This window comes from Mesorhizobium sp. B1-1-7 (genome assembly GCF_006442705.1).
Classification (GTDB): domain Bacteria; phylum Pseudomonadota; class Alphaproteobacteria; order Rhizobiales; family Rhizobiaceae; genus Mesorhizobium; species Mesorhizobium opportunistum.
The window spans coordinates 236,486-254,134 of sequence record NZ_VFWQ01000011.1 but is presented as its reverse complement, the minus strand read 5'-3'; the positions used below and the strand labels follow the sequence as shown (position 1 = coordinate 254,134).

The 17,649-nt window shown below is 62.6% G+C and carries 21 protein-coding genes, 3 tRNA genes and 1 pseudogene; 11 read left to right on the top strand and 14 right to left on the bottom strand.

The window, feature by feature from the left end:
* Window positions 1-77, bottom strand: a pseudogene (locus FJ978_RS20855) (elongation factor Tu); the annotation flags it as partial.
* 293 nt (window positions 78-370) lie between these two features.
* Between FJ978_RS20855 and FJ978_RS20850 the strand changes: the two are divergent.
* On the top strand, window positions 371-1,258 hold the full coding sequence (locus FJ978_RS20850; RefSeq protein ID WP_013895718.1) for a DMT family transporter: 888 nt from the start codon (window positions 371-373) through the stop codon (window positions 1,256-1,258).
* A gap of 89 nt (window positions 1,259-1,347) precedes the next feature.
* On the opposite strand, the gene FJ978_RS20845 is transcribed toward FJ978_RS20850, so the two are convergent.
* Window positions 1,348-1,605 (bottom strand): GlsB/YeaQ/YmgE family stress response membrane protein, encoded by a 258-nt coding sequence (locus FJ978_RS20845; RefSeq protein WP_013895719.1) that lies wholly within the window; start codon window positions 1,603-1,605, stop codon window positions 1,348-1,350.
* Window positions 1,606-1,736: 131 nt separating this feature from the next.
* On the opposite strand from FJ978_RS20845, the gene FJ978_RS20840 reads away from it, so the two are divergent.
* Window positions 1,737-2,201, top strand: a complete 465-nt coding sequence (locus FJ978_RS20840) for a YidB family protein (protein ID WP_140573615.1) — start codon at window positions 1,737-1,739, stop codon at window positions 2,199-2,201.
* Window positions 2,202-2,304: 103 nt separating this feature from the next.
* Here FJ978_RS20840 and FJ978_RS20835 read toward each other — a convergent pair.
* A tRNA-Gly gene (locus FJ978_RS20835) sits at window positions 2,305-2,378 on the bottom strand.
* A 91-nt stretch (window positions 2,379-2,469) separates the two neighbouring features.
* Window positions 2,470-2,554 (bottom strand) — tRNA-Tyr (locus FJ978_RS20830).
* A gap of 200 nt (window positions 2,555-2,754) precedes the next feature.
* Here FJ978_RS20830 and FJ978_RS20825 point away from each other — a divergent pair.
* Entirely contained in the window at window positions 2,755-3,603 is an 849-nt protein-coding gene (locus tag FJ978_RS20825; RefSeq protein ID WP_140573612.1) for an RNA methyltransferase, read from the top strand.
* A 125-nt stretch (window positions 3,604-3,728) separates the two neighbouring features.
* On the opposite strand, the gene FJ978_RS20820 is transcribed toward FJ978_RS20825, so the two are convergent.
* The 3 genes from FJ978_RS20820 to gcl all read right to left on the bottom strand — a co-directional run bounded on the left by FJ978_RS20820 (window position 3,729) and on the right by gcl (window position 7,454).
* The gene (locus FJ978_RS20820; RefSeq protein ID WP_140573610.1) at window positions 3,729-4,646 is read right to left on the bottom strand and encodes a 2-hydroxy-3-oxopropionate reductase; all 918 of its coding nucleotides are present in this window, start codon (window positions 4,644-4,646) and stop codon (window positions 3,729-3,731) included.
* A 218-nt stretch (window positions 4,647-4,864) separates the two neighbouring features.
* Window positions 4,865-5,662 carry a 2-oxo-tetronate isomerase gene (gene otnI / locus FJ978_RS20815; RefSeq protein WP_140573608.1) on the bottom strand — a complete coding sequence of 266 codons (798 nt, stop codon included), beginning with the start codon at window positions 5,660-5,662 and terminating at the stop codon, window positions 4,865-4,867.
* Between the two features lie 10 nt (window positions 5,663-5,672).
* The gene (gene gcl / locus FJ978_RS20810) at window positions 5,673-7,454 is read right to left on the bottom strand and encodes a glyoxylate carboligase (RefSeq protein WP_140573606.1); all 1,782 of its coding nucleotides are present in this window, start codon (window positions 7,452-7,454) and stop codon (window positions 5,673-5,675) included.
* A gap of 213 nt (window positions 7,455-7,667) precedes the next feature.
* Between gcl and bhcR the strand changes: the two genes are divergently transcribed.
* The gene (gene bhcR, locus FJ978_RS20805) at window positions 7,668-8,489 is read left to right on the top strand and encodes an HTH-type transcriptional regulator BhcR (RefSeq protein ID WP_140573604.1); all 822 of its coding nucleotides are present in this window, start codon (window positions 7,668-7,670) and stop codon (window positions 8,487-8,489) included.
* On the opposite strand, the gene FJ978_RS20800 is transcribed toward bhcR, so the two are convergent.
* Window positions 8,490-8,849 carry a hypothetical protein gene (locus FJ978_RS20800; protein ID WP_140573602.1) on the bottom strand — a complete coding sequence of 120 codons (360 nt, stop codon included), beginning with the start codon at window positions 8,847-8,849 and terminating at the stop codon, window positions 8,490-8,492.
* Window positions 8,850-9,012: 163 nt separating this feature from the next.
* On the opposite strand from FJ978_RS20800, the gene FJ978_RS20795 reads away from it, so the two are divergent.
* Entirely contained in the window at window positions 9,013-9,408 is a 396-nt protein-coding gene (locus tag FJ978_RS20795) for a hypothetical protein (RefSeq protein ID WP_246678173.1), read from the top strand.
* Window positions 9,409-9,479: 71 nt separating this feature from the next.
* Here FJ978_RS20795 and FJ978_RS20790 read toward each other — a convergent pair whose 3' ends face one another.
* From FJ978_RS20790 to FJ978_RS20780, 3 genes are all read right to left on the bottom strand, one after another.
* Window positions 9,480-9,791 (bottom strand): BA14K family protein, encoded by a 312-nt coding sequence (locus tag FJ978_RS20790; protein ID WP_140573598.1) that lies wholly within the window; start codon window positions 9,789-9,791, stop codon window positions 9,480-9,482.
* 221 nt (window positions 9,792-10,012) lie between these two features.
* Window positions 10,013-10,210, bottom strand: a complete 198-nt coding sequence (locus FJ978_RS20785; protein WP_013895729.1) for a hypothetical protein — start codon at window positions 10,208-10,210, stop codon at window positions 10,013-10,015.
* Window positions 10,211-10,467: 257 nt separating this feature from the next.
* A complete protein-coding gene (locus FJ978_RS20780; protein WP_013895730.1) occupies window positions 10,468-10,635 on the bottom strand; it encodes a hypothetical protein in 168 nt (55 codons plus the stop codon).
* A gap of 158 nt (window positions 10,636-10,793) precedes the next feature.
* Between FJ978_RS20780 and FJ978_RS20775 the strand changes: the two genes are divergently transcribed.
* Window positions 10,794-10,869, top strand: a tRNA-Thr gene (locus tag FJ978_RS20775).
* A gap of 61 nt (window positions 10,870-10,930) precedes the next feature.
* On the opposite strand, the gene FJ978_RS20770 is transcribed toward FJ978_RS20775, so the two are convergent.
* Together FJ978_RS20770 and FJ978_RS20765 are read right to left on the bottom strand one after the other, a co-directional pair.
* A complete protein-coding gene (locus tag FJ978_RS20770; protein WP_140573596.1) occupies window positions 10,931-11,500 on the bottom strand; it encodes a DUF2569 family protein in 570 nt (189 codons plus the stop codon).
* A 126-nt stretch (window positions 11,501-11,626) separates the two neighbouring features.
* Window positions 11,627-12,241, bottom strand: a complete 615-nt coding sequence (locus FJ978_RS20765) for a TetR/AcrR family transcriptional regulator (protein ID WP_140573594.1) — start codon at window positions 12,239-12,241, stop codon at window positions 11,627-11,629.
* 90 nt (window positions 12,242-12,331) lie between these two features.
* Here FJ978_RS20765 and FJ978_RS20760 point away from each other — a divergent pair, with 90 nt between their 5' ends.
* The 5 genes from FJ978_RS20760 to FJ978_RS20740 are packed head-to-tail and all read left to right on the top strand — an operon-like array spanning window position 12,332 to window position 16,913.
* Window positions 12,332-13,423 carry a spermidine/putrescine ABC transporter substrate-binding protein gene (locus tag FJ978_RS20760; RefSeq protein WP_140573592.1) on the top strand — a complete coding sequence of 364 codons (1,092 nt, stop codon included), beginning with the start codon at window positions 12,332-12,334 and terminating at the stop codon, window positions 13,421-13,423.
* A gap of 13 nt (window positions 13,424-13,436) precedes the next feature.
* Window positions 13,437-14,303: an ABC transporter permease gene (locus FJ978_RS20755; protein ID WP_181176792.1), complete on the top strand. Its 867-nt coding sequence runs from the start codon at window positions 13,437-13,439 to the stop codon at window positions 14,301-14,303.
* Window positions 14,304-14,305: 2 nt separating this feature from the next.
* Complete coding sequence (locus tag FJ978_RS20750) at window positions 14,306-15,088, top strand: ABC transporter permease (protein ID WP_140573590.1); 783 nt, start codon at window positions 14,306-14,308, stop codon at window positions 15,086-15,088.
* On the top strand, window positions 15,085-16,149 hold the full coding sequence (locus tag FJ978_RS20745; protein ID WP_140573588.1) for an ABC transporter ATP-binding protein: 1,065 nt from the start codon (window positions 15,085-15,087) through the stop codon (window positions 16,147-16,149). Before FJ978_RS20750 ends, FJ978_RS20745 begins: the two co-directional genes overlap by 4 nt.
* A gap of 2 nt (window positions 16,150-16,151) precedes the next feature.
* Window positions 16,152-16,913 carry an MBL fold metallo-hydrolase gene (locus FJ978_RS20740; RefSeq protein ID WP_140573586.1) on the top strand — a complete coding sequence of 254 codons (762 nt, stop codon included), beginning with the start codon at window positions 16,152-16,154 and terminating at the stop codon, window positions 16,911-16,913.
* Between the two features lie 18 nt (window positions 16,914-16,931).
* Here FJ978_RS20740 and FJ978_RS20735 read toward each other — a convergent pair whose 3' ends face one another.
* Complete coding sequence (locus FJ978_RS20735; RefSeq protein WP_246678172.1) at window positions 16,932-17,648, bottom strand: TetR/AcrR family transcriptional regulator; 717 nt, start codon at window positions 17,646-17,648, stop codon at window positions 16,932-16,934.
* Window position 17,649: the final 1 nt, after the last annotated feature.

The following is a 17,649-nucleotide window of genomic DNA, read 5'->3' as shown; positions in this document are numbered from 1 at the left end:
GTCTTGCCATGATCGACGTGACCGATCGTGCCGATGTTCACATGAGGCTTAGTGCGCTCGAATTTACCTTTTGCCATAGTCTCTTTCCTTGGACGGCCTTGACCTTCAGTTCAGTCGAATGCGGGGCGATTAGCGACAAAGGCAAAAAAACACAAGCGTCTTTTGGCCGGGTGCCGTCTCACTCAGTCCGAACCTGGGATCCGATTGCGGGGATGTGGCGCTGATATAGGTAGGCCCTGGACGGAATGAAATGGGTGAAAGCCGGGTCGATCGGGCCGCCCCGGCGGCCTCATGCCCGCCAATCCGTGTCCGCTTCACGGCCCGTCGATGGCCCATTGCGGTCGTCATCGAGCTCTGATCTCCTGACCCGATGCATTTCCTTCCAACGACCGTTCGCGGCCCACTGTTCATGATCATCTCGACCGGGTCGTATCTCGTCAACGATACGATGATGAAACTCGCGACCGCCGGGCTGCCGTCCTACGAGGTGCTGTTCCTGCGCGGTGTCGCGGCGGCGTTGTGGGGGTTTCCGCTGCTGTTCGCGCTTGGCTACGGCAAACAGATCCCGCTGATCTTCGACAGACGCGTGCTGGGCAGGAACCTGCTCGAGATGGCGGCGATCCTCTGTTATGTCGTGGCGCTCGCCAACATGCAGATCGCGGATTCCACCGCGCTCGGACAGATAACGCCGCTCCTGATGCTGGTCGGCTCGTCGATCCTGTTTGGCGAGCGCATCGGCGGCCTGCGCATGGCGCTGATCGGGCTCGGCTTCATCGGCGCGCTGATGGTGGCGCAGCCGACGATGCAAGGCATTTCGGTCTACGCGCTGCTGGCGCTCGGCAATGCGGCGCTGGCGGCGGCGCGCGACCTTGCCGGCAGGCGGGTCTCGGCCGAGGTGCCGGGGATGATCGTGGCGATCTCCGCCGTCGTGGTGGTGCTGATCGGCGCCGGCGCCGCGCATCTGGTTTCCGAGCGCTGGGTGATGCCAGAGGCACGTCACCTGCTGCTGATGGCCGGCGCCGGGTTTTTCTTGATCTTCGGCCATTTCTTCATCTTCATGGCCTACCGCGTCGGGCCGACCAGCGCGGTGGCGCCGTTCTATTATTGCTTCACCGTCTGGGCCGTCATTTCGGGACTGCTGGTGTTCGGACAATTCCCCAATGTGCTGGCCGTCTGCGGCATCCTGCTGGTGGTGGGCAGCGGGCTGACCATCGTGTCGTTGGACCAACGCAAGCGCCGGCTGGCCGTGGTCGCCTAGCCATTGCTCGCACTACGAAGCCAGGACGCCGGTCACCGGCCCCGAAACAAGTTGGTGACCGGCAAGCAAAAAAGGCGCGTGCGTTCCGGCTAAAGCGTCCTGCGTCCGCTGAACTGGTGGTAGGCCCACAGCACGACCACGGCGCCAACCACGGCGACGATCAGGCTGGAGATGTTGAGACCGGTGACACCCACGCCAAAGATCTGGCTGCAGATCACGCCGCCGACAATGGCGCCGACAATGCCGAGCACGATATCCATGATCAGGCCCTGGCCGGTCTTGTTGACGATCTTGCTGCCCAGGAAGCCGGCGATAGCGCCGAGAATGATCCAGCTGATGATACCCATTTTTTTCCTCTCCATCCCTCGCCAGCGCGACATTTTCATATGATTGTCAAAAGCTCAAGCCAGCTTGAAATTCCGCCCGAATGCGCCATTGTGGAAGCTGGGCTGGGTTTGGTTGAGATGGAGGATCCACTATGGGACTTTTTGACAACGCCGTTCCCGGCGGCAACATCACCAAACCGCTGATGATCGCGCTCGGCGCGTTGCTGGTCGGAAAAATGCTGAGCGGCAGAAGTGCCGAACAGCCGGATCAACCCGAAACTGCCGCTCCACCCGCCCCCGTACCGACCGAAGCCACCGCCAGTGACGGCGGCCTGCTCGGCGGCCTCGGCGGCCTGCTCGACAAGCTCAGGGATGCCGGTCACGGCAACACCGCCGACTCCTGGGTCGGCACCGGGCAGAACCAGTCGATCAACGCCAATGATCTCGGCAATGCGATTGGACCCCAAATTATCCGCGAGATCGCGCAACGGACCGGCATGAATGAGCAGGAACTGCTCAAGCAACTGTCCACGGCCCTGCCCGGCATCGTCGACAAGCTGACGCCGAACGGCCAGGTGCCGCAGCAGCACCAGGTGGCGTCCGCGTTCAACAGCTGACGCGGGCGGAGACGATCGGAGCGCTGCACGCATTGCGCAGTGTTCCGGCTTGCAGCTGGTTGCGATGGAATTCTGGGCGATGGAAATCTGGGCGACGGAATTCTGGAGCGGGTAGCGGGAATCGAACCCGCATATTCAGCTTGGAAGGCTGCTGCTCTACCACTGAGCTATACCCGCGCCTTGCACTGAAGTACCGGATTCACCCGAAAAGCGCCATGCGCTTTTCGCCTCCGATGCTCTTCGCGTTTCAGGGCTTCCGGGCCGGCAGTGGTGGAGAGGGTTGGATTCGAACCAACGTAGGCTAAGCCAACGGATTTACAGTCCGTCCCCTTTAACCACTCGGGCACCTCTCCAGTCTGCCGCCGGAGCCATGCAACGAGGCATTCTTGCCGATCCGGACCCGAGATAGATGTCTTCTCCGAAATCAGCGAAGCGCCTTATGGCGGCAAGGCCAGTGGGTGTCAACCGCGCAGCCGGGCTTTTTCGAACTTGTTCGCCGACTGCGGCGACGGGCCGTATCCCTGGCCGCCGCAGACGGCTATAGAAGCCGACCATGAGCAACAAGACCAACACTCCGAAAGACACCCATTACGCCAAGCTGCGCCGCGCCTTTCGCGACGAGAAGAGCGGCGGCGCGCCGGCATTCAAGCCACGTCAGCCTGTACCCCCGGGCGAAAACGCAGGCGATGGCCTGGTGCGGCTCTATGGCCTGCACACGGTGCGGGCGGCGCTCGACAATCCACGGCGCCGGATCAAGAAAATGCTGGTGACGCGCAATGCGGCCGAGCGTCTTGAAATTGCCGATCTCGCCGCCCTGCCGTTCACGGCCGAACTGGTCGAGCCCAGGGATATCGACAAGATCACCGGATCGGATGCCGTGCATCAGGGTGTGCTGATCGAGGCGGAGCCGCTGAAGCCCAAACGCCTCGACGCGCTGGGCGACACGAAACTGGTGCTGGTGCTCGACCAGGTCACCGATCCGCACAATGTCGGCGCCATCCTGCGCTCGGCGGTCGCGTTCGGTGCCGGCGCGCTGATCACCACGGCGCGTCACAGCCCGCAGGAATCGGGCGTGCTGGCGAAATCCGCTTCCGGCGCGCTGGAGCATATCGACCAGATCGAGGTCAAGAACCTCGCCGATGCGCTCGGCCAGCTGCACGAGGCCGGCTTCCAGACGATCGGGCTCGATTCGGATGGGCCGGCGGAACTCGAAACCAGCTTTGCCGGAGATAGGGTCGCGCTGGTGCTCGGCGCCGAAGGCAAGGGCCTGCGCCAGAAGACGCGCGAGACGGTGACGACGCTGGCCCGGCTCGATATGCCCGGCGCAATCAGATCGCTCAACGTGTCGAACGCCGCGGCGGTGAGCCTCTACGCGGCACGGGCGTTCCTGAAGCGCGACTGAGCCGGAGGCGACAGTTCCGTCGCTGATCTGAACGAGAAACGGGTCCCGGCGATGGTCGCGGGAACCCGTTCTTCGACAGGAAAGGGAGCTGGCGGCCTGGGAACGTTATACCGCCCTCTCCCGACCTATGCCGCTTTGCCTTTGGCCTCGGCCGCCTCGCCGCCGACCTCGAAATTGGCCATCCGCTCAAGCGCCCTGACCAGCGCCGAGTGATCCTCCTTCGCGCCGCCATTGGCGGCGCAGGAATTGAACAGTTGCTGGGTGGTCGAGGTGTTGGGCAGCGACACGCCAAGCGCCTTGGCGCCTTCCAGCGCGAGGTTGAGGTCCTTCTGGTGCAATTCGATGCGGAACCCCGGCGCGAAGCTGCGCTTGACCATGCGCTCGCCATGCACTTCGAGGATGCGCGAGGCCGCCAGACCGCCCATCAGCGCCTGCCTGACCTTGGCCGGATCGGCGCCGGCTTTTGAAGCAAAAACAAGAGCTTCGGCGACGGCTTCAATGGTCAGCGCGACGACGATCTGGTTGGCCACCTTGGTGGTCTGGCCGACCCCGTTCGGCCCGACCAAAGTGACGTTCTTGCCCATCTTCTCGAACACCGGCCTGGCTCGTTCAAAAGCCTTTTCCTCGCCGCCGACCATGATGGTGAGCGACGCCGCCTTGGCGCCGACCTCACCGCCCGAGACTGGCGCGTCGAGATAGTCGCAACCGAGCGCATTGATCTTCTGGGCGAAGGTCTTGGTCTCGATCGGCGAGATCGAACTCATGTCGATGACCAGCTTGCCCTTCGAAAGGCCGGAGGCGACGCCGTTGTCGCCGAACAGCACTTCGGCCACCTGCGGCGTGTCGGGCACCATCAGGATGACGATGTCGGCAGCCTTGGCCACGGCTGCATGGCCGGTCACGGTCTTCAGGCCCTTGGCGACGAGATCCGCCGGCGGCTTGGAGCGGTGATCGCTGGCGATGACCTTATAGCCAGCATCCAGCAGATGCCCCGCCATCGGCGCGCCCATGATGCCGAGACCGATGAAGCCTATGGTTTCCATTGTGGTTCTCCTTTGTGAAGGCAGCGTTCTGTCGCGACCCCTCTGGCCTGCCGGCCATCTCCCCCACAGGTGGGGAGATTGGCTCTTTCGGCGCCTCGCTCATCCTGCAACGTTGGAGATTGGCGAAAGCCGAGATGACATTCGATCTCCCTCCTTGTGGGGGAGATGGCCGGCAGGCCAGAGGGGGGCGCGAAGGATCGCGACTTCAATTGCAACAGCTAAGCCGCCGCACTGCCCTGCCCGGCCAGGTCCCGGAACCAGGCCAGCCCGGCTTCCGTGCCGGCCTTCGGCTTGTATTCCGCCCCGATCCAGCCGGAATAGCCGATGCGGTCGATGTGGTCGTAGAGGAAGGGATAGTTGATCTCGCCCGTCCCCGGCTCGTGACGGCCGGGATTGTCCGCAAGCTGGATATGCGCAATGCGGTCGAGGTTTGCCTCGATTTTACGGGCGAGATCCCCCTCCATGATCTGCATGTGATAGATGTCATATTGCAGGAACAGGTTTTTCGAGCCGATACGGTCGATGAGGTCGAGCGCCTGATCCGAGTGGTTGAGGAAGAATCCTGGGATGTCGCGGGTGTTGATCGGTTCGATCAGCAGCCGGATGCTCGCCTGCTCCAGCTTTTCCGCCGCAAAGGCGAGGTTTTCGGCGAAAACATCCTCGAGCACCTTGCGATCGGCGCCGACAGGCGCGATGCCGGCCAGGCAATTGACCTGCGGACAATCGAGCGCCTGCGCATAGGTTATCGCCTTGGCGATGCCCTGGCGGAATTCAGGCACACGGTCCGGCAGCACGGCGATGCCGCGCTCGCCCTTGCCCCAGTCGCCCGCCGGAAGGTTGAAGAGCACCTGTGTCAGGCCGTTCTTCTTCAGCCTCGCGGCCACCACCTCGGGTGCATGATCGTACGGACCGATATATTCGACGCCCTTGAAGCCGGCGCGGGCGGCTGCATCGAAGCGGTCCAGGAAATCGTGCTCGCCAAAGAGCATCGAAAGATTGGCTGAAAAACACGGCATTCTTTTTCTCCTAATCCAGCATCACGATCGCGGTCGGCGCATCTTCCTGATGCTCGGCAAGGTCCTCGAATTCGGTGATCTTGTCGATCTCGGTGCCCATGGAGATGTTGGTGACGCGTTCGAGAATGAATTCGAGCACGACCGGCACCTGGTGTTCCTTCATCAGCCGCTGCGCCTGCCTGAAGGCGCCGGCGAATTCTTCCGGCTTGCGCACCCTGACCGCCTTGCAGCCCATCGCCTCGGCAACCGCGACATGATCCACACCATAGCCGGCCTCGGGATCGTCCGCCCGGTTGATGTTCTCGAAGGCCAGGCTCACCTCGTAGTCCATCGAGAAACCGCGCTGCGCCTGGCGGATCAGGCCGAGATAGGCGTTGTTCACGACGACGTGGATGTAGGGCAGCCTGTGCTGCGCGCCGACCGCCAGTTCCTCGATCATGAACTGGAAATCATAGTCGCCCGACAGCGCCACGATGGTGCGGTCCGGATCGGCGGCACGCACGCCAAGGGCCGCCGGCAAGGTCCAGCCAAGCGGGCCGGCCTGGCCGCAATTGATCCAGTTGCGCGGCTTGTAGACATGCAGGAACTGCGCGCCGGCGATCTGCGACAGGCCGATCGTGGTGACGTAGGTGACGTCGCGGCCGAACGCCTTGTTCATCTCCTCGTAGACACGCTGCGGCTTCAGCGGCACCTGGTCGAAATGCGTCTTGCGCTTCATCGTCTTCTTGCGGGCCTGGCATTCCTTCGCCCAGCCCGACCAGTCGCGCAGCTTTCCCGCCGTCTTCCATTCGGTGGCGACGTCGAGCAGCATCTTCAGCGCGGCACCCGCATCCGAGACGACGCCGAGATCGGGCGCGAAGACACGGCCGATCTGCGTGGGCTCGATGTCGACATGGATGAATTTCTTTCCCTTGGTGTAGACGTCGACCGAACCGGTGTGGCGGTTGGCCCAGCGATTGCCGATGCCGAAGACGAAATCGGCTTCCAGCATGGTCGCATTGCCGTAGCGGTGCGAGGTCTGCAGCCCGCACATGCCTGCCATCAGCCGGTGGTCGTCGGGGATCGCGCCCCAGCCCATCAGCGTCGGGATGACCGGCACGCCCGATATTTCGGCGAACTCGATCAGCAGATCGGACGCATCGGCATTGATGATGCCGCCGCCGGCGACGATCAGCGGCTTTTCGGCCGCGTTGAGCATCGCCAGCGCCTTTTCGGCTTGCGCCCGCGTCATCGCCGGCTTGAACGGCGTCATCGGCTCATAGGCTTCGATGTCGAACTCGATCTCAGCCAGCTGGACATCGACCGGCAGGTCGATCAGCACCGGACCTGGCCGCGACGAGCGCATCAGGTGAAACGCCTTCTGCAGCGCCATGGGGACGAGATAGGGTTCCATGACCGTGACCGCCCATTTGGCGACGGGCGCCGCGATGGCGGCGATGTCGACGGCCTGGAAATCTTCCTTGTTCAGCCGTGCGCGCGGCGCCTGGCCGGTGATGCACAGGATCGGAATGGAATCGGCGGCGGCCGAATAGAGACCGGTGATCATGTCGGTGCCTGCCGGGCCCGACGTGCCGATACAAAGCCCGATATTACCGGATTTGGCGCGCGTATAGCCTTCGGCCATATGCGAAGCGCCCTCGACGTGGCGGGCCAGCACGTGGCGGATGGTGCCCCTCGCCTTCAGCGCCGAATAGAGCGGGTTGATCGCCGCGCCCGGCACGCCGAAGGCGCAGGCGATGCCTTCCTTTTCGAGAACGAGAACCGCGGCATCGACAGCGCGCATCCTGGCCATTTTCCGGCCCTCCTCAGGGTTGTCATTGTTGGATGGCCGAGAATGTCAGCAAGCCGGCTATTTTTCAATTTTTTCAGAATATTTTTTCATTTCTAGAAAACGGTGATTATGCTCTGATTTCATTGGATTTTCCGTTTTCCAGGAATTCCGCCGCTCGCGCGAGTGAAAAACTTTTTCATTGCTAGTTTGGCGAAACGGCGGAGAATGGCGCCTATGGACACGACCGAAAAACGCCAGCGCGGCCGGCCGCGCGCCTTCAACGGGCCATCCGAAGCCAATTCGGTGCAGTCGCTCGACCGGGCGTTACGCATCCTGGCCATTGTCGCCGAGGGCAGTGGCCTGTCGCTGAGCGAGATATCCGCGCAAAGCGGTCTTGCCGCCTCCACCGCCTACCGCATGCTGACGACGCTGCAGAACCACGGCATGGTCGAGTTCGACACCAGCGACCAGTTGTGGTCGATCGGCGTCGAGACCTACCGCATGGGCGCGGCATTCCTGCGCCGGCGCAAACTGGTCGACCGCGCCCGCATCGTCATGCAGGAGCTGATGGAAAAGACCGGCGAGACCGCCAATCTCGGCGTCGCCGAGGATGATTGCGTGGTGTTCGTCAGCCAGGTCGAGACGCACCAGGCGATCCGCGCCTTCTTCCGCCCGGGAACCCGCAGCCCCTTCCATGCCTCCGGCATTGGCAAGGCGGTGCTGGCGCATCTCGAACCCGAGCGCGTCGGCATCATTTTGCGCAAGGCCGGCCTGCAGCGCTTCACCGACAAGACGCTTTCGGAAATCCCGGCGCTTGCGCATGACCTAGCTGTCATCAAGCTGCGCGGCTGGTCGGTCGACGACGAGGAACGGCACCCCGGCATGCGCTGCGTGGCGGCCGCTATCTTCAACGAGTTCGGCGAGCCGATCGGCGGCGTCTCCGTGTCGGGGCCGACCGTGCGGGTGACGCCGGAGCGGCTGGCCGAGATCGGGCCGATGGTGCGCAATGCCGCGGCCGAGGTGACAAGGATGATCGGCGGCGTGCAAGCCGGTTGATCAGCCCGCCCCAGGCAGCGCGCTCCTGGTCGCGATATCGAAGAAATCGAGCAGGATCGCCATGCCGACACCGCAGGCAGTGAAGACGAGGCCGGCGATGAAGATGCGGTTGGCGTGTTCATAGACGCGCCGCTGCAGCGACTTTGTGTCGAGCAGCAGCGACAGCGCCCGCATCTGCAAGGCGATACCGGCCAGGATCGGCAGGACGGCGACCAGATGGTAGGTCTGCCAGGGAATAGGGTTGGCGGCCCAATGGGTGATGAAACCTAGCGAAAACGCCAGCAGGATACCGACCGTGGTGATGGTGCCATTGCGGAAAACCGTCTCGATCAGGTCTTCTTTCGGGTCCTGCTCGTCCAAGCCACCCTCCCTCGATGCCCATCGCAAGAGACTAGACGCTCCGAAAATCGCTGTATAGCGCCCGCTGCATGGGACCGCCTTGCCGTGGCGTTCGAATGCATGCGAAAGGGCGCGGATGAGAAAAACGATCCAGCTTTTGCTTGTCGCTTCATTGTGCGGATGCGTGGCGGCGGCACCTCGGCTCGATGCGGGCGACCAACGCGGCAATCCCATTCCGATCTCGCCCATTCCGATCTCGCTCGCGCTGGAGGAGATCATTACCGGCGGCATCCGCCAGCATCTGCCGGATCCGGCCTCCGCCAAGTTCGGGACGATGCTGGCCGGCGAGCGGACGTCGGGCGGCCGCCAGGAGATCGTGGCCTGCGGCACCGTCAGCAACAGGATCTCATCCGGGGCTTACGGCGATGACAAAGCCTTTGTCGCCAAGATCTACCCGGATGCCGGAAGCAGCTTCGAACTCGCCGCGATGAGCGATGGATCGGCGGATTCCCGGCTTCGAGTTCAGGGCCTCTGCCGCGCGGCCGGTTTGCCGGTGCTCGACGCCGACGCGAAGTTCTAGACCCGCGACCTTCAAAACGAAGAAGAGGGGCTGCCCGCAACCCCTCTTTCCTGTCGTTGGTTGGCCTCCGCTCAGAGCCGGCAGTAGTGGCTATAGCCGTCGCGGCCGATGTAGGTGTCGGACTCCGGATCGTAGCTCGAGTAGCGATCGAAACAGCGACGGACGTGCCAGGAACCACCGTCTTCGTCGACATAGACGGTACGCGGCGGCTGCTGGGCGAGCAGGCTGCCGAGGACGAAGCCGCCGACGCCGGCGGCGATGCCGATGCCGATGTCATGGTTGTGGTGATGGCTGTGGGCTGCCGAAGGCTGAACGGTGCCAACCAATGCGGTGGCGGCGACAGTGGTGGCGATGAGGCCGGAAACGAGTGTGCGCGTGAACATGATGATCTCCTTGCTTCGTTGACCGAGGCGATCCATCCGCCTCTTGATGATCTGTCGTTGCGGCAAGAAGAAAGGTTCGAATTTTTTTTCGTCTTTTTTTGAACTGGGGAAATCGCGTCCACCGCGATGGGCGGACTCGGGTGTCGCGAATTCCGGCGGCTGCCGAGCTCAACGCAAAAAGGGCGGCCGAAGCCGCCCTTTTGAGGAATTGGGTCCCTCCATCAAAGGAAAATGATCACCCGGCCGTGCCTGTGGTGATGATGGTGATTGTAGTGCTTCCACCAGAACTTCTTGAAGTGGTGGTGGTGATGATGATGGCCGTGCATGCCATGGGCAGACGACGTGCCGACGGTGCCGGCGAGCGCGCCGGTGGCGACGAAGATGGCGACGAGGCCTGAAGTGAGAGTGCGCTTGAACATGATGATCTCCTGGATCTTTTGATCGAGGCGACCCATTCGCCTCCGAACATCGGTCGGCGCGGCGCGGGAAAAGGTTCGAAGGGGCGAGGAGATTTTTTGGAGGGTTGAGGAGTGAGTAGGCAGTAGGCAGTAGGCAGTAGGCAGTAGGCAGTAGGCAGTAGGCAGTAGTGGAACGGCATCACGCGCATCCGAACGATGCAATTCCCTATTCCCTACTGGCTATTCCCTACTGGCTATTCCCTACTCACTCTCTTCGTTCACCCCATGCCCGTCACATGGCGAAGCCAGAAGGCGAGCGCGATGAAGCCGATGATGGTGGTCACGCCGGTCCAGTCGACATTGGCCTTCTTCACATCGCTGATGAGCTTCACCAGCAGCATCCAGGCGATGACGACCATGGGGAGAATGATGATGAGCCTGATCATGCGACACTCCAGTCCGAAGCGGTTGCACCTTGCCGATATGTAGGAAGCAATCCGGCGATTTTCAGGATCCCGCCTTTGAGCCCTCATCCACCGCTGGGGCGAACGAAAACGGAGTTTTGTCTTTACTGGCGCAACAAATATGCTAACCGGAGCGCCATGCCCTTGTAGCTCAGCTGGTAGAGCAGCGGTTTTGTAAACCGAAGGTCGGCGGTTCGATTCCGTCCGGGGGCACCAGTTCACCTACGATCCGTCAAGAGCCGGAAGTCCCTCCGAGCGCGACCGCAACGCGATATCGCTATGAGGCGCTGGCGACTTGCTCTGATGCGCCCGCTTTGTTGAAAGTGTTCCTCACCCTGACAGACCTGTAGACATAAGCAACCCAGATGCCAGCCGCGACAAACGAGGCTATCGATGCCGCCAGCGCATCACCTGCGAGCACCTGGTTCACCGGAACGCCCAGAATTGAAGAAATCCAGATCGTGTCCAGGACAAAAACGACAGGGATCGCAAGCCACTGGAGCAGAAACAACTGCGGGAACCGGCGGCTTTTCCGCAGCATGGAAACGAGCACAACCAGTTGAAGCGCCAGAAATGCCAGATTGAGAGCAACCTCGCCATACACCGCCAGCGGCCCGTTTGAGAGGGCCATGAGTTGCTGATAGCCGTCGGCCGAGTTGGCGAAGTCGGCAAGTGTGCGCAACGGTGATAATGCCTGACCGATAGCCAGCAGCATCAGCCAGCCGCCGAAGCCCACAAGAGCCTCAGGATTCTGTGACGGCTTCGCGGCTGATCGAGCAGCAAAGAAAACAGGCACGCCGATCAACAGCAGCACGATCGCCCAATGCCAGACGGAAAACGCCCCCATTTACCCCTCCCCCTTTTTATGCCCCTCTAAGTTGTACCAGATTTCAAGCTCAACTCAAGAGACGAGCCTCGCGTGACACGACATATATGCCGAGGTGACGATTTCTCCTGCCTGCTCCTGACTCGCTCACACCCCAATCGACGACACCAATATCCGGTTCTGCCTCCGTATCGCCGCGCGCAGCTCCGGTATCCTGGCCTCGTCGCGCTTCACGAACTCGATGAACATCATGTTCATGTTGTTGAAGATCAGTTCACCGAGCGCTGCCCCGTCGATGTCCTGCCGTACCAGCCCAATCTCCTGCAGCCGGGCGATCAGGGCGCGGATCTGTTCCGTCAGCGAGCGGTCCAACGCCGTATAGGCCTGGCCGAATGGGCTGTCGGGCAGTTGCATCGAGATCGCCATCGCCTGCCGCCACATCTCCTTGCTGAGATAATGCAGCGAATGCTCGATATAGATACCGATCAGCGTGTCCAGCGCGTCGCCGACATTGGCCGGCGGCCTGGCGACGACGCCGCGTCCGGCGTTGAGCACCTCGTTGACCTCCAGCGAGACGATGGCGCCGAGGATGTCGCCCTTATTCTCATAGTAATTGTAGATGGTGCCGACCGAGACCTCGGCCTGGGTGGCGATCGCCTCGATCTTGGCGCCCTCATAACCGGCCTCGCGGAAAAGTGCGGCCGCCGCCTCGATGATGCGCCTGTGCCGATCCGCCTTTTGCCTTGCCCGCAATCCGCTCATATCAGCCTCTTGCCACAAAAATAGAATTGACTCAATTTTAAAACTGGTTCAATTTTTTGCAAGAAGCCACAAAGGCAGGGAGAACACTCGATGTCCGCACAGTCAAAAGCCATGAATCCGCTTTCCGTCCTGAAGAACCAACTGCGCGCCGCCTGCGCTGCCACGGCGCTGCTGCTTGGCGCCGGCAGTCTCGCCGAGGCCGCCGATCTCAACGCGCTGATCTGGTGCGATCATTCCGATCCGGCGCTGCTGCAGCCCTTCGAGGAGGCCAACAACGTCAAGGTTAACGTCAAGGAATTCGAAGGCACCGGCGCCGGTCTCGCCATCGTCGAACAGTCGCAGCCCGGCGACTGGGACGTGATGGTGATCGATAGTATCGATGTGCCGCGCGGCGTCGAAAAGGGCCTGTTCGAGCCACTGCCGGAGGACAAGCTGCCGCTGGCCGACCTGTTCCCGCAGGTGAAGATGGACGGCTCGACCGTGGTCGGCGGCAAGCGCTACGGCATCACCGAAAAGTTCGGCTACAACACCATCGGCTTCAACAAGACCAAGGTCGACCCGGCCGACATGCAGTCCTTGGCGTCGCTGACCAGCGACAAGTACAAGGGCAAGGTCGCCATCTATGACTATTACCTGCCGGTCATCGGCATGGCCGCCATGGCGATCGGCAAGAAGACGGCGGAGCTGACCGAGGCCGACCTCCCGGCCATCAAGGCCGAGCTTCTCAAGATGAAGGCCAATGCCAAGCTGGTCGGCGAAGTCACCGCCAGCCAGACGGCGCTTGCGACCGGCGAGGTCGACATACTGGTCGGCGGCGGCGAATGGGTGACGGCGGGGCTGGCCAAGGAAAACCCGGCGCTCGACTTCTCCATCCCGAAAGAAGGCGCGGTGCTGTGGTCTCAATCGCTGGCCATGTTCAAGGATTCCAAGAACAAGGACATGGCGCTGAAGTTCATCCAGTACATCATGAGCCCGGAAGGCCAGGCGCGGCTTGCCACCTCGTCCTGCTATTGGGGCATGCCGTCCAACGCCAAGGCGGCACTGACCGACGACCAGAAGAAGATCCTGCGCTTCGACGAGCAGCCCGGCTTCCTTGCCCGCGCCCAGGCCTATCCGGCGCCGAACGCCGATCTCGACAAGAAGATGCAGGATATGTGGACTGAAATGCTGCAGGCGAAGTGAGCGGATACCGCTCGTGAATTCGACTGCAAAAAACGGGCGCGCCCTGCCCCGGGCGGGCAATGCCCTGCCTTGGGCGCTGGTCACCCCGGCGCTAGGCTGGACACTGCTGTTCTTCGTGCTGCCCTTCATCGCCATGGGGTTTTCCAGCCTGACAGTGCATGAGGGCGGCAGCTTCACGCTCGCCAATTACAGCCAGTTCTTCACCGACCCGTCCTATTGGCAGGCCATGGTGAACTCGCTCGAGGTGACGGCGATCGTCACCGTGGTCTCGGTGCTGCTCGCCTATCCCTTTGCCTGGATCCTCGCCGAACAGGTGCCGGAACGCTGGCAGCGGCTGGCGCTGATGCTGGCCGTGCTGCCGTTCTGGACCTCCTATGTCGTGCGCTCCTACTCCTGGCTGCTGGTGCTGGCGCAGAACGGCGTCATCAACCGCGCGCTGACCGGCTCCGGCCTCATCACCGAGCCGCTGCAGCTCGCCAACACTCGGTTAGCCACGGTCACCGGCTTCGTGCATTTCTTCGTCATGCTGCTGACGTTGACCATCTTCGCCAATCTGAAGCAGCTCAGCCCGAGCTACCGCAAGGCCGCGGCAGATCTCGGCGCCGGGCCCGTGCGCACCTTCCTGCACGTCGTCCTGCCACTGACGCTTCCCGGTATCATGGTCGGCGCCTTCCTCACCTTCGTGCTGTGCATCGGCGACTACATCACGCCGCAGATCCTCGGCGGCAACAACGAGCTTCTGATGCCGCAGCTGGTGATGATGCAGATCGGTCGGCGCGGCGACTTCCCGCTCGCCTCGGCGCTGTCGATCATCCTGATGGCCGTGGTCACCGTCGCCTACCTCGCCTGCGCGCGCTGGCTGAAGATCGAGCGGGCCTGACCATGCGCCGGATTGTCCGCGTCGTTTCCTGGGTCTACGCGCTTGCGGTCTATGGCTTCATCTTCCTGCCGGTGGTCGTGCTGGTGCTGTTTTCGCTGCAGGCGACGTCATTCCCGATCCCGCCGTTCACCGGCCCGTCGCTGCGCTGGTACGAGGCCGTTCTGTCCGACACGCGACTGACCTCGGCGCTGGTCAATTCGCTGCTGGTCGCATCGATCTCGTCCCTCGCCGCGGTCACGCTGGGTTTCCTCTCGGCCTGGGGTTTCGCGCGCTTCGTGCTGCCCGGCTCGGGCCTGCTGCGCGGGCTGATCACGCTGCCGCTGACGGTCAGCTACCTGATCATCGGCATGGGGCTGCTGGTGCTGTTCAACTGGGCCGGCGTACCGAAATCGCTGCTTGCCGCCGGCATCGGCCATGTGGTGATCAACCTGCCGCTCTGCTTTGCTATCATCTACAGCCAGATGGGCGACCACCAGATCAACATCGAGCGCGCCGCGCGCGATCTTGGCGCGCCGGAATGGAAGGTGCTGCTGCTGGTCACAGTGCCGGTGATGGCGCCGGCGATCTTCGCCGGCTTCTTCCTGTCGATGACCTTCTCCTGGGACGAGTTCGTGATCTCCTTCCTGCTGACGCGCTTCGACACCACGCTGCCGGTGGAAATCTGGAACCTGCTGCGCTCCGGCCTCAATCCCAAGACCAATGCGGTCGGCTCGTTGGTCTTTGCCGTTTCCATCGTGCTGGTCGTAGCGTTCGAACTGACATTGTTGCGCAGGAGAAAGACATGACCGCGCCCCTGGTCGACATACGCAGCGTCTCGCACCGTTTCGGGCAACTGGCCGTGCTGAAAAATGTCTCGCTGCAGATCGAGCCCGGCAGCTACACGATCCTGCTCGGACCGTCGGGTTCGGGCAAGACGACGCTGTTGTCCATCCTTGGCGGTTTCGTCACGCCCAGCGAAGGCAAGGTGTTCATCAGCGGCAAGGATTGCACCTCGGTGCCGCCGGCCAGGCGCCCGACCACGACCGTTTTCCAGGATTATGCGCTGTTTCCGCATATGAGCGTCGGCGGCAATGTCGGCTTTGGGCTGCGCATGCAGGGCGTCGACGGTGCGACCCGTGCCGCCCGGGCGCGCGAGGCGCTGGCTCTGGTTGGACTTGCCTCGGCCTTCGACAAGAAGCCTCATCAACTCTCGGGCGGCCAGCGGCAGCGCGTGGCGCTGGCGCGTGCGCTGGTGATCGAGCCGGCGGTGCTGTTGCTCGACGAGCCGCTCGGCGCGCTCGACCTGAAGCTGCGCCGGCAGATGCAGGACGAATTGAAGGCGATCCAGAAACGCGTCGGCACCGCCTTCATCCATGTCACCCATGACCAGGAAGAGGCGATGGCGCTTGCCGACCACTGCGTGGTGATGAATGACGGCCGCATCGAGGACGAAGGACCGCCCGAGCGCGTCTATGCCCGGCCGGCGACGCGCTTTTCCGCCACCTTCATGGGCGAAAGCACGATCCTCGCTGGCACGGTCACCGAGGCCAGGGGCGGGACAAGCACTGTCGCGACGCCGGTCGGGGCGGTCTCGCTGCCCGGTGCTTTGCCGGTAGGCTCGGCCGTTGCGTTGGCCATACGGCCGGAACATCTGACCTTGGGCGCGGCCTCAGGCGCCACAAGGCTGGGCACGGCCAAGGTGAGCGACGTCGTCTTCCAGGGCAGCTTCAAGCGTGTGCTCGCGATGTCCGTCGAAGACCCCTCGGTGCGGTTCATCGCCAAGCTGCCCGCAGCGGCAACGGTCCAGCCGGGCGACACGGTCGCGGCTTCGTGCGATACCGACCAGATCATCCTGCTGACGGATTGAACATGGGCATGCTTGCGGTCATCGACGCACCCGACTGGTACGAGACCATCCGTATGGCCGACGGCGTGACGCTGATCCATGAGCCGTGGATCAAACCGTTCTTCCGCTGCAACATGTGGCATGCGCGCGGCCGTGACCGCGATCTTCTCTTCGACACCGGGCTCGGCCATTTCAGCCTCAGGCGCCAGGTGCCGCTGGTGAGCGAGCGCAAGCTGACCTGCGTGGCCAGCCACACGCATTTCGACCATATCGGCTGCCATCACGAATTTCCCGACCGCTGCGTGCACCGCGCCGAGGGGGAAATCCTCGCCGATCCGCGCAACGAATGGACGGTGGCCGACCGCTATGCGACCGACGAGATGTTCGATGGCATCCCGAAAGGCTGGGACACCGCGCGCTACGGCATTTCAGCCGCGCCGGCCGGCCGGCTGCTCGAACATGGCGATGTCATCGATCTCGGCGACCGCGCCTTCGAGGTGATCCACACACCCGGCCATTCCCCCGGCGGCATAGCGCTGCATGAAAAGAAGACCGGCATCCTGCTGTCCGGTGACATCGTCTATGACGGTCCGTTGATCGACGACGTCTATCACTCGGATATCCCGGACTATGTCGAGACACTCGCCGCCCTGCGCGACCTCGGCGTCTCGGTCGTGCATGGCGGCCATTTCCCGAGCTTCGGCAAGGTCCGCTATCGCCAGTTGATCGATGAATACCTGGCGCGAAAACGGCAGGTCGGCTGCCATCTGCACAAGAGCCCCTGACGACCTTAACGCATCAGTTCAAAAGTGTCGCGGAAATGCCTGATGCAGCAGCAGCAGCATGGTCTTGCGCAGCACATCGGTGTCACGGCTGGAAGGGTTCAAATGGTCCCAGTACCAGGCGCCATGAACCAGATAATTCAGGCTTTCCGAGAGGGTGTGTATGTCGACGCCGGTGTAACCACCGCTGCGCGAAATCTCGATCAGCAGTTCGCGTGCTTCGGCGGTGTAGGCGAGATCGCTCGGCAGGCCGATTTCATTGTAGATCTGCATGCTCTTGCGGTCGCTGGAGAACACGACAAAGACCGAGACCCATTTCGAATGCTGCCGGGCAAAGCGCTGCGCGCAATCGACGGCGCCCAGCAATCTTTCGACCGGCGACAGTCCGGGCGCCCGCACCAAGGTAACCCACAGCTCGTCATATCGATCGCTGAGATACTGCAGGACGGCCCGGAACAGGTTTTCCTTGCTGCGAAAGTGAAAGACGACCAGCGCGTTGGACGAGCCGACATGTTCGGCGATGCGCTGCATGGTGACGCTCGCCAGGCCCTCCTCCGCGATGAGCTCGATCGTGGCGTCGATGATGCGCTGCACGCTCGCTTCGCCGCGCTCGCGCCGACGGTCCTTGGGGGGAGCATCGTTTGCCGCGCCCCTGCCCTTGGCCGTTACAACTCCGCGTTTTTCCGGCTTTGCGGTTGCCTTGCGTTGCGCCATTTTCGTCAGGCCTTTCGGACCCACG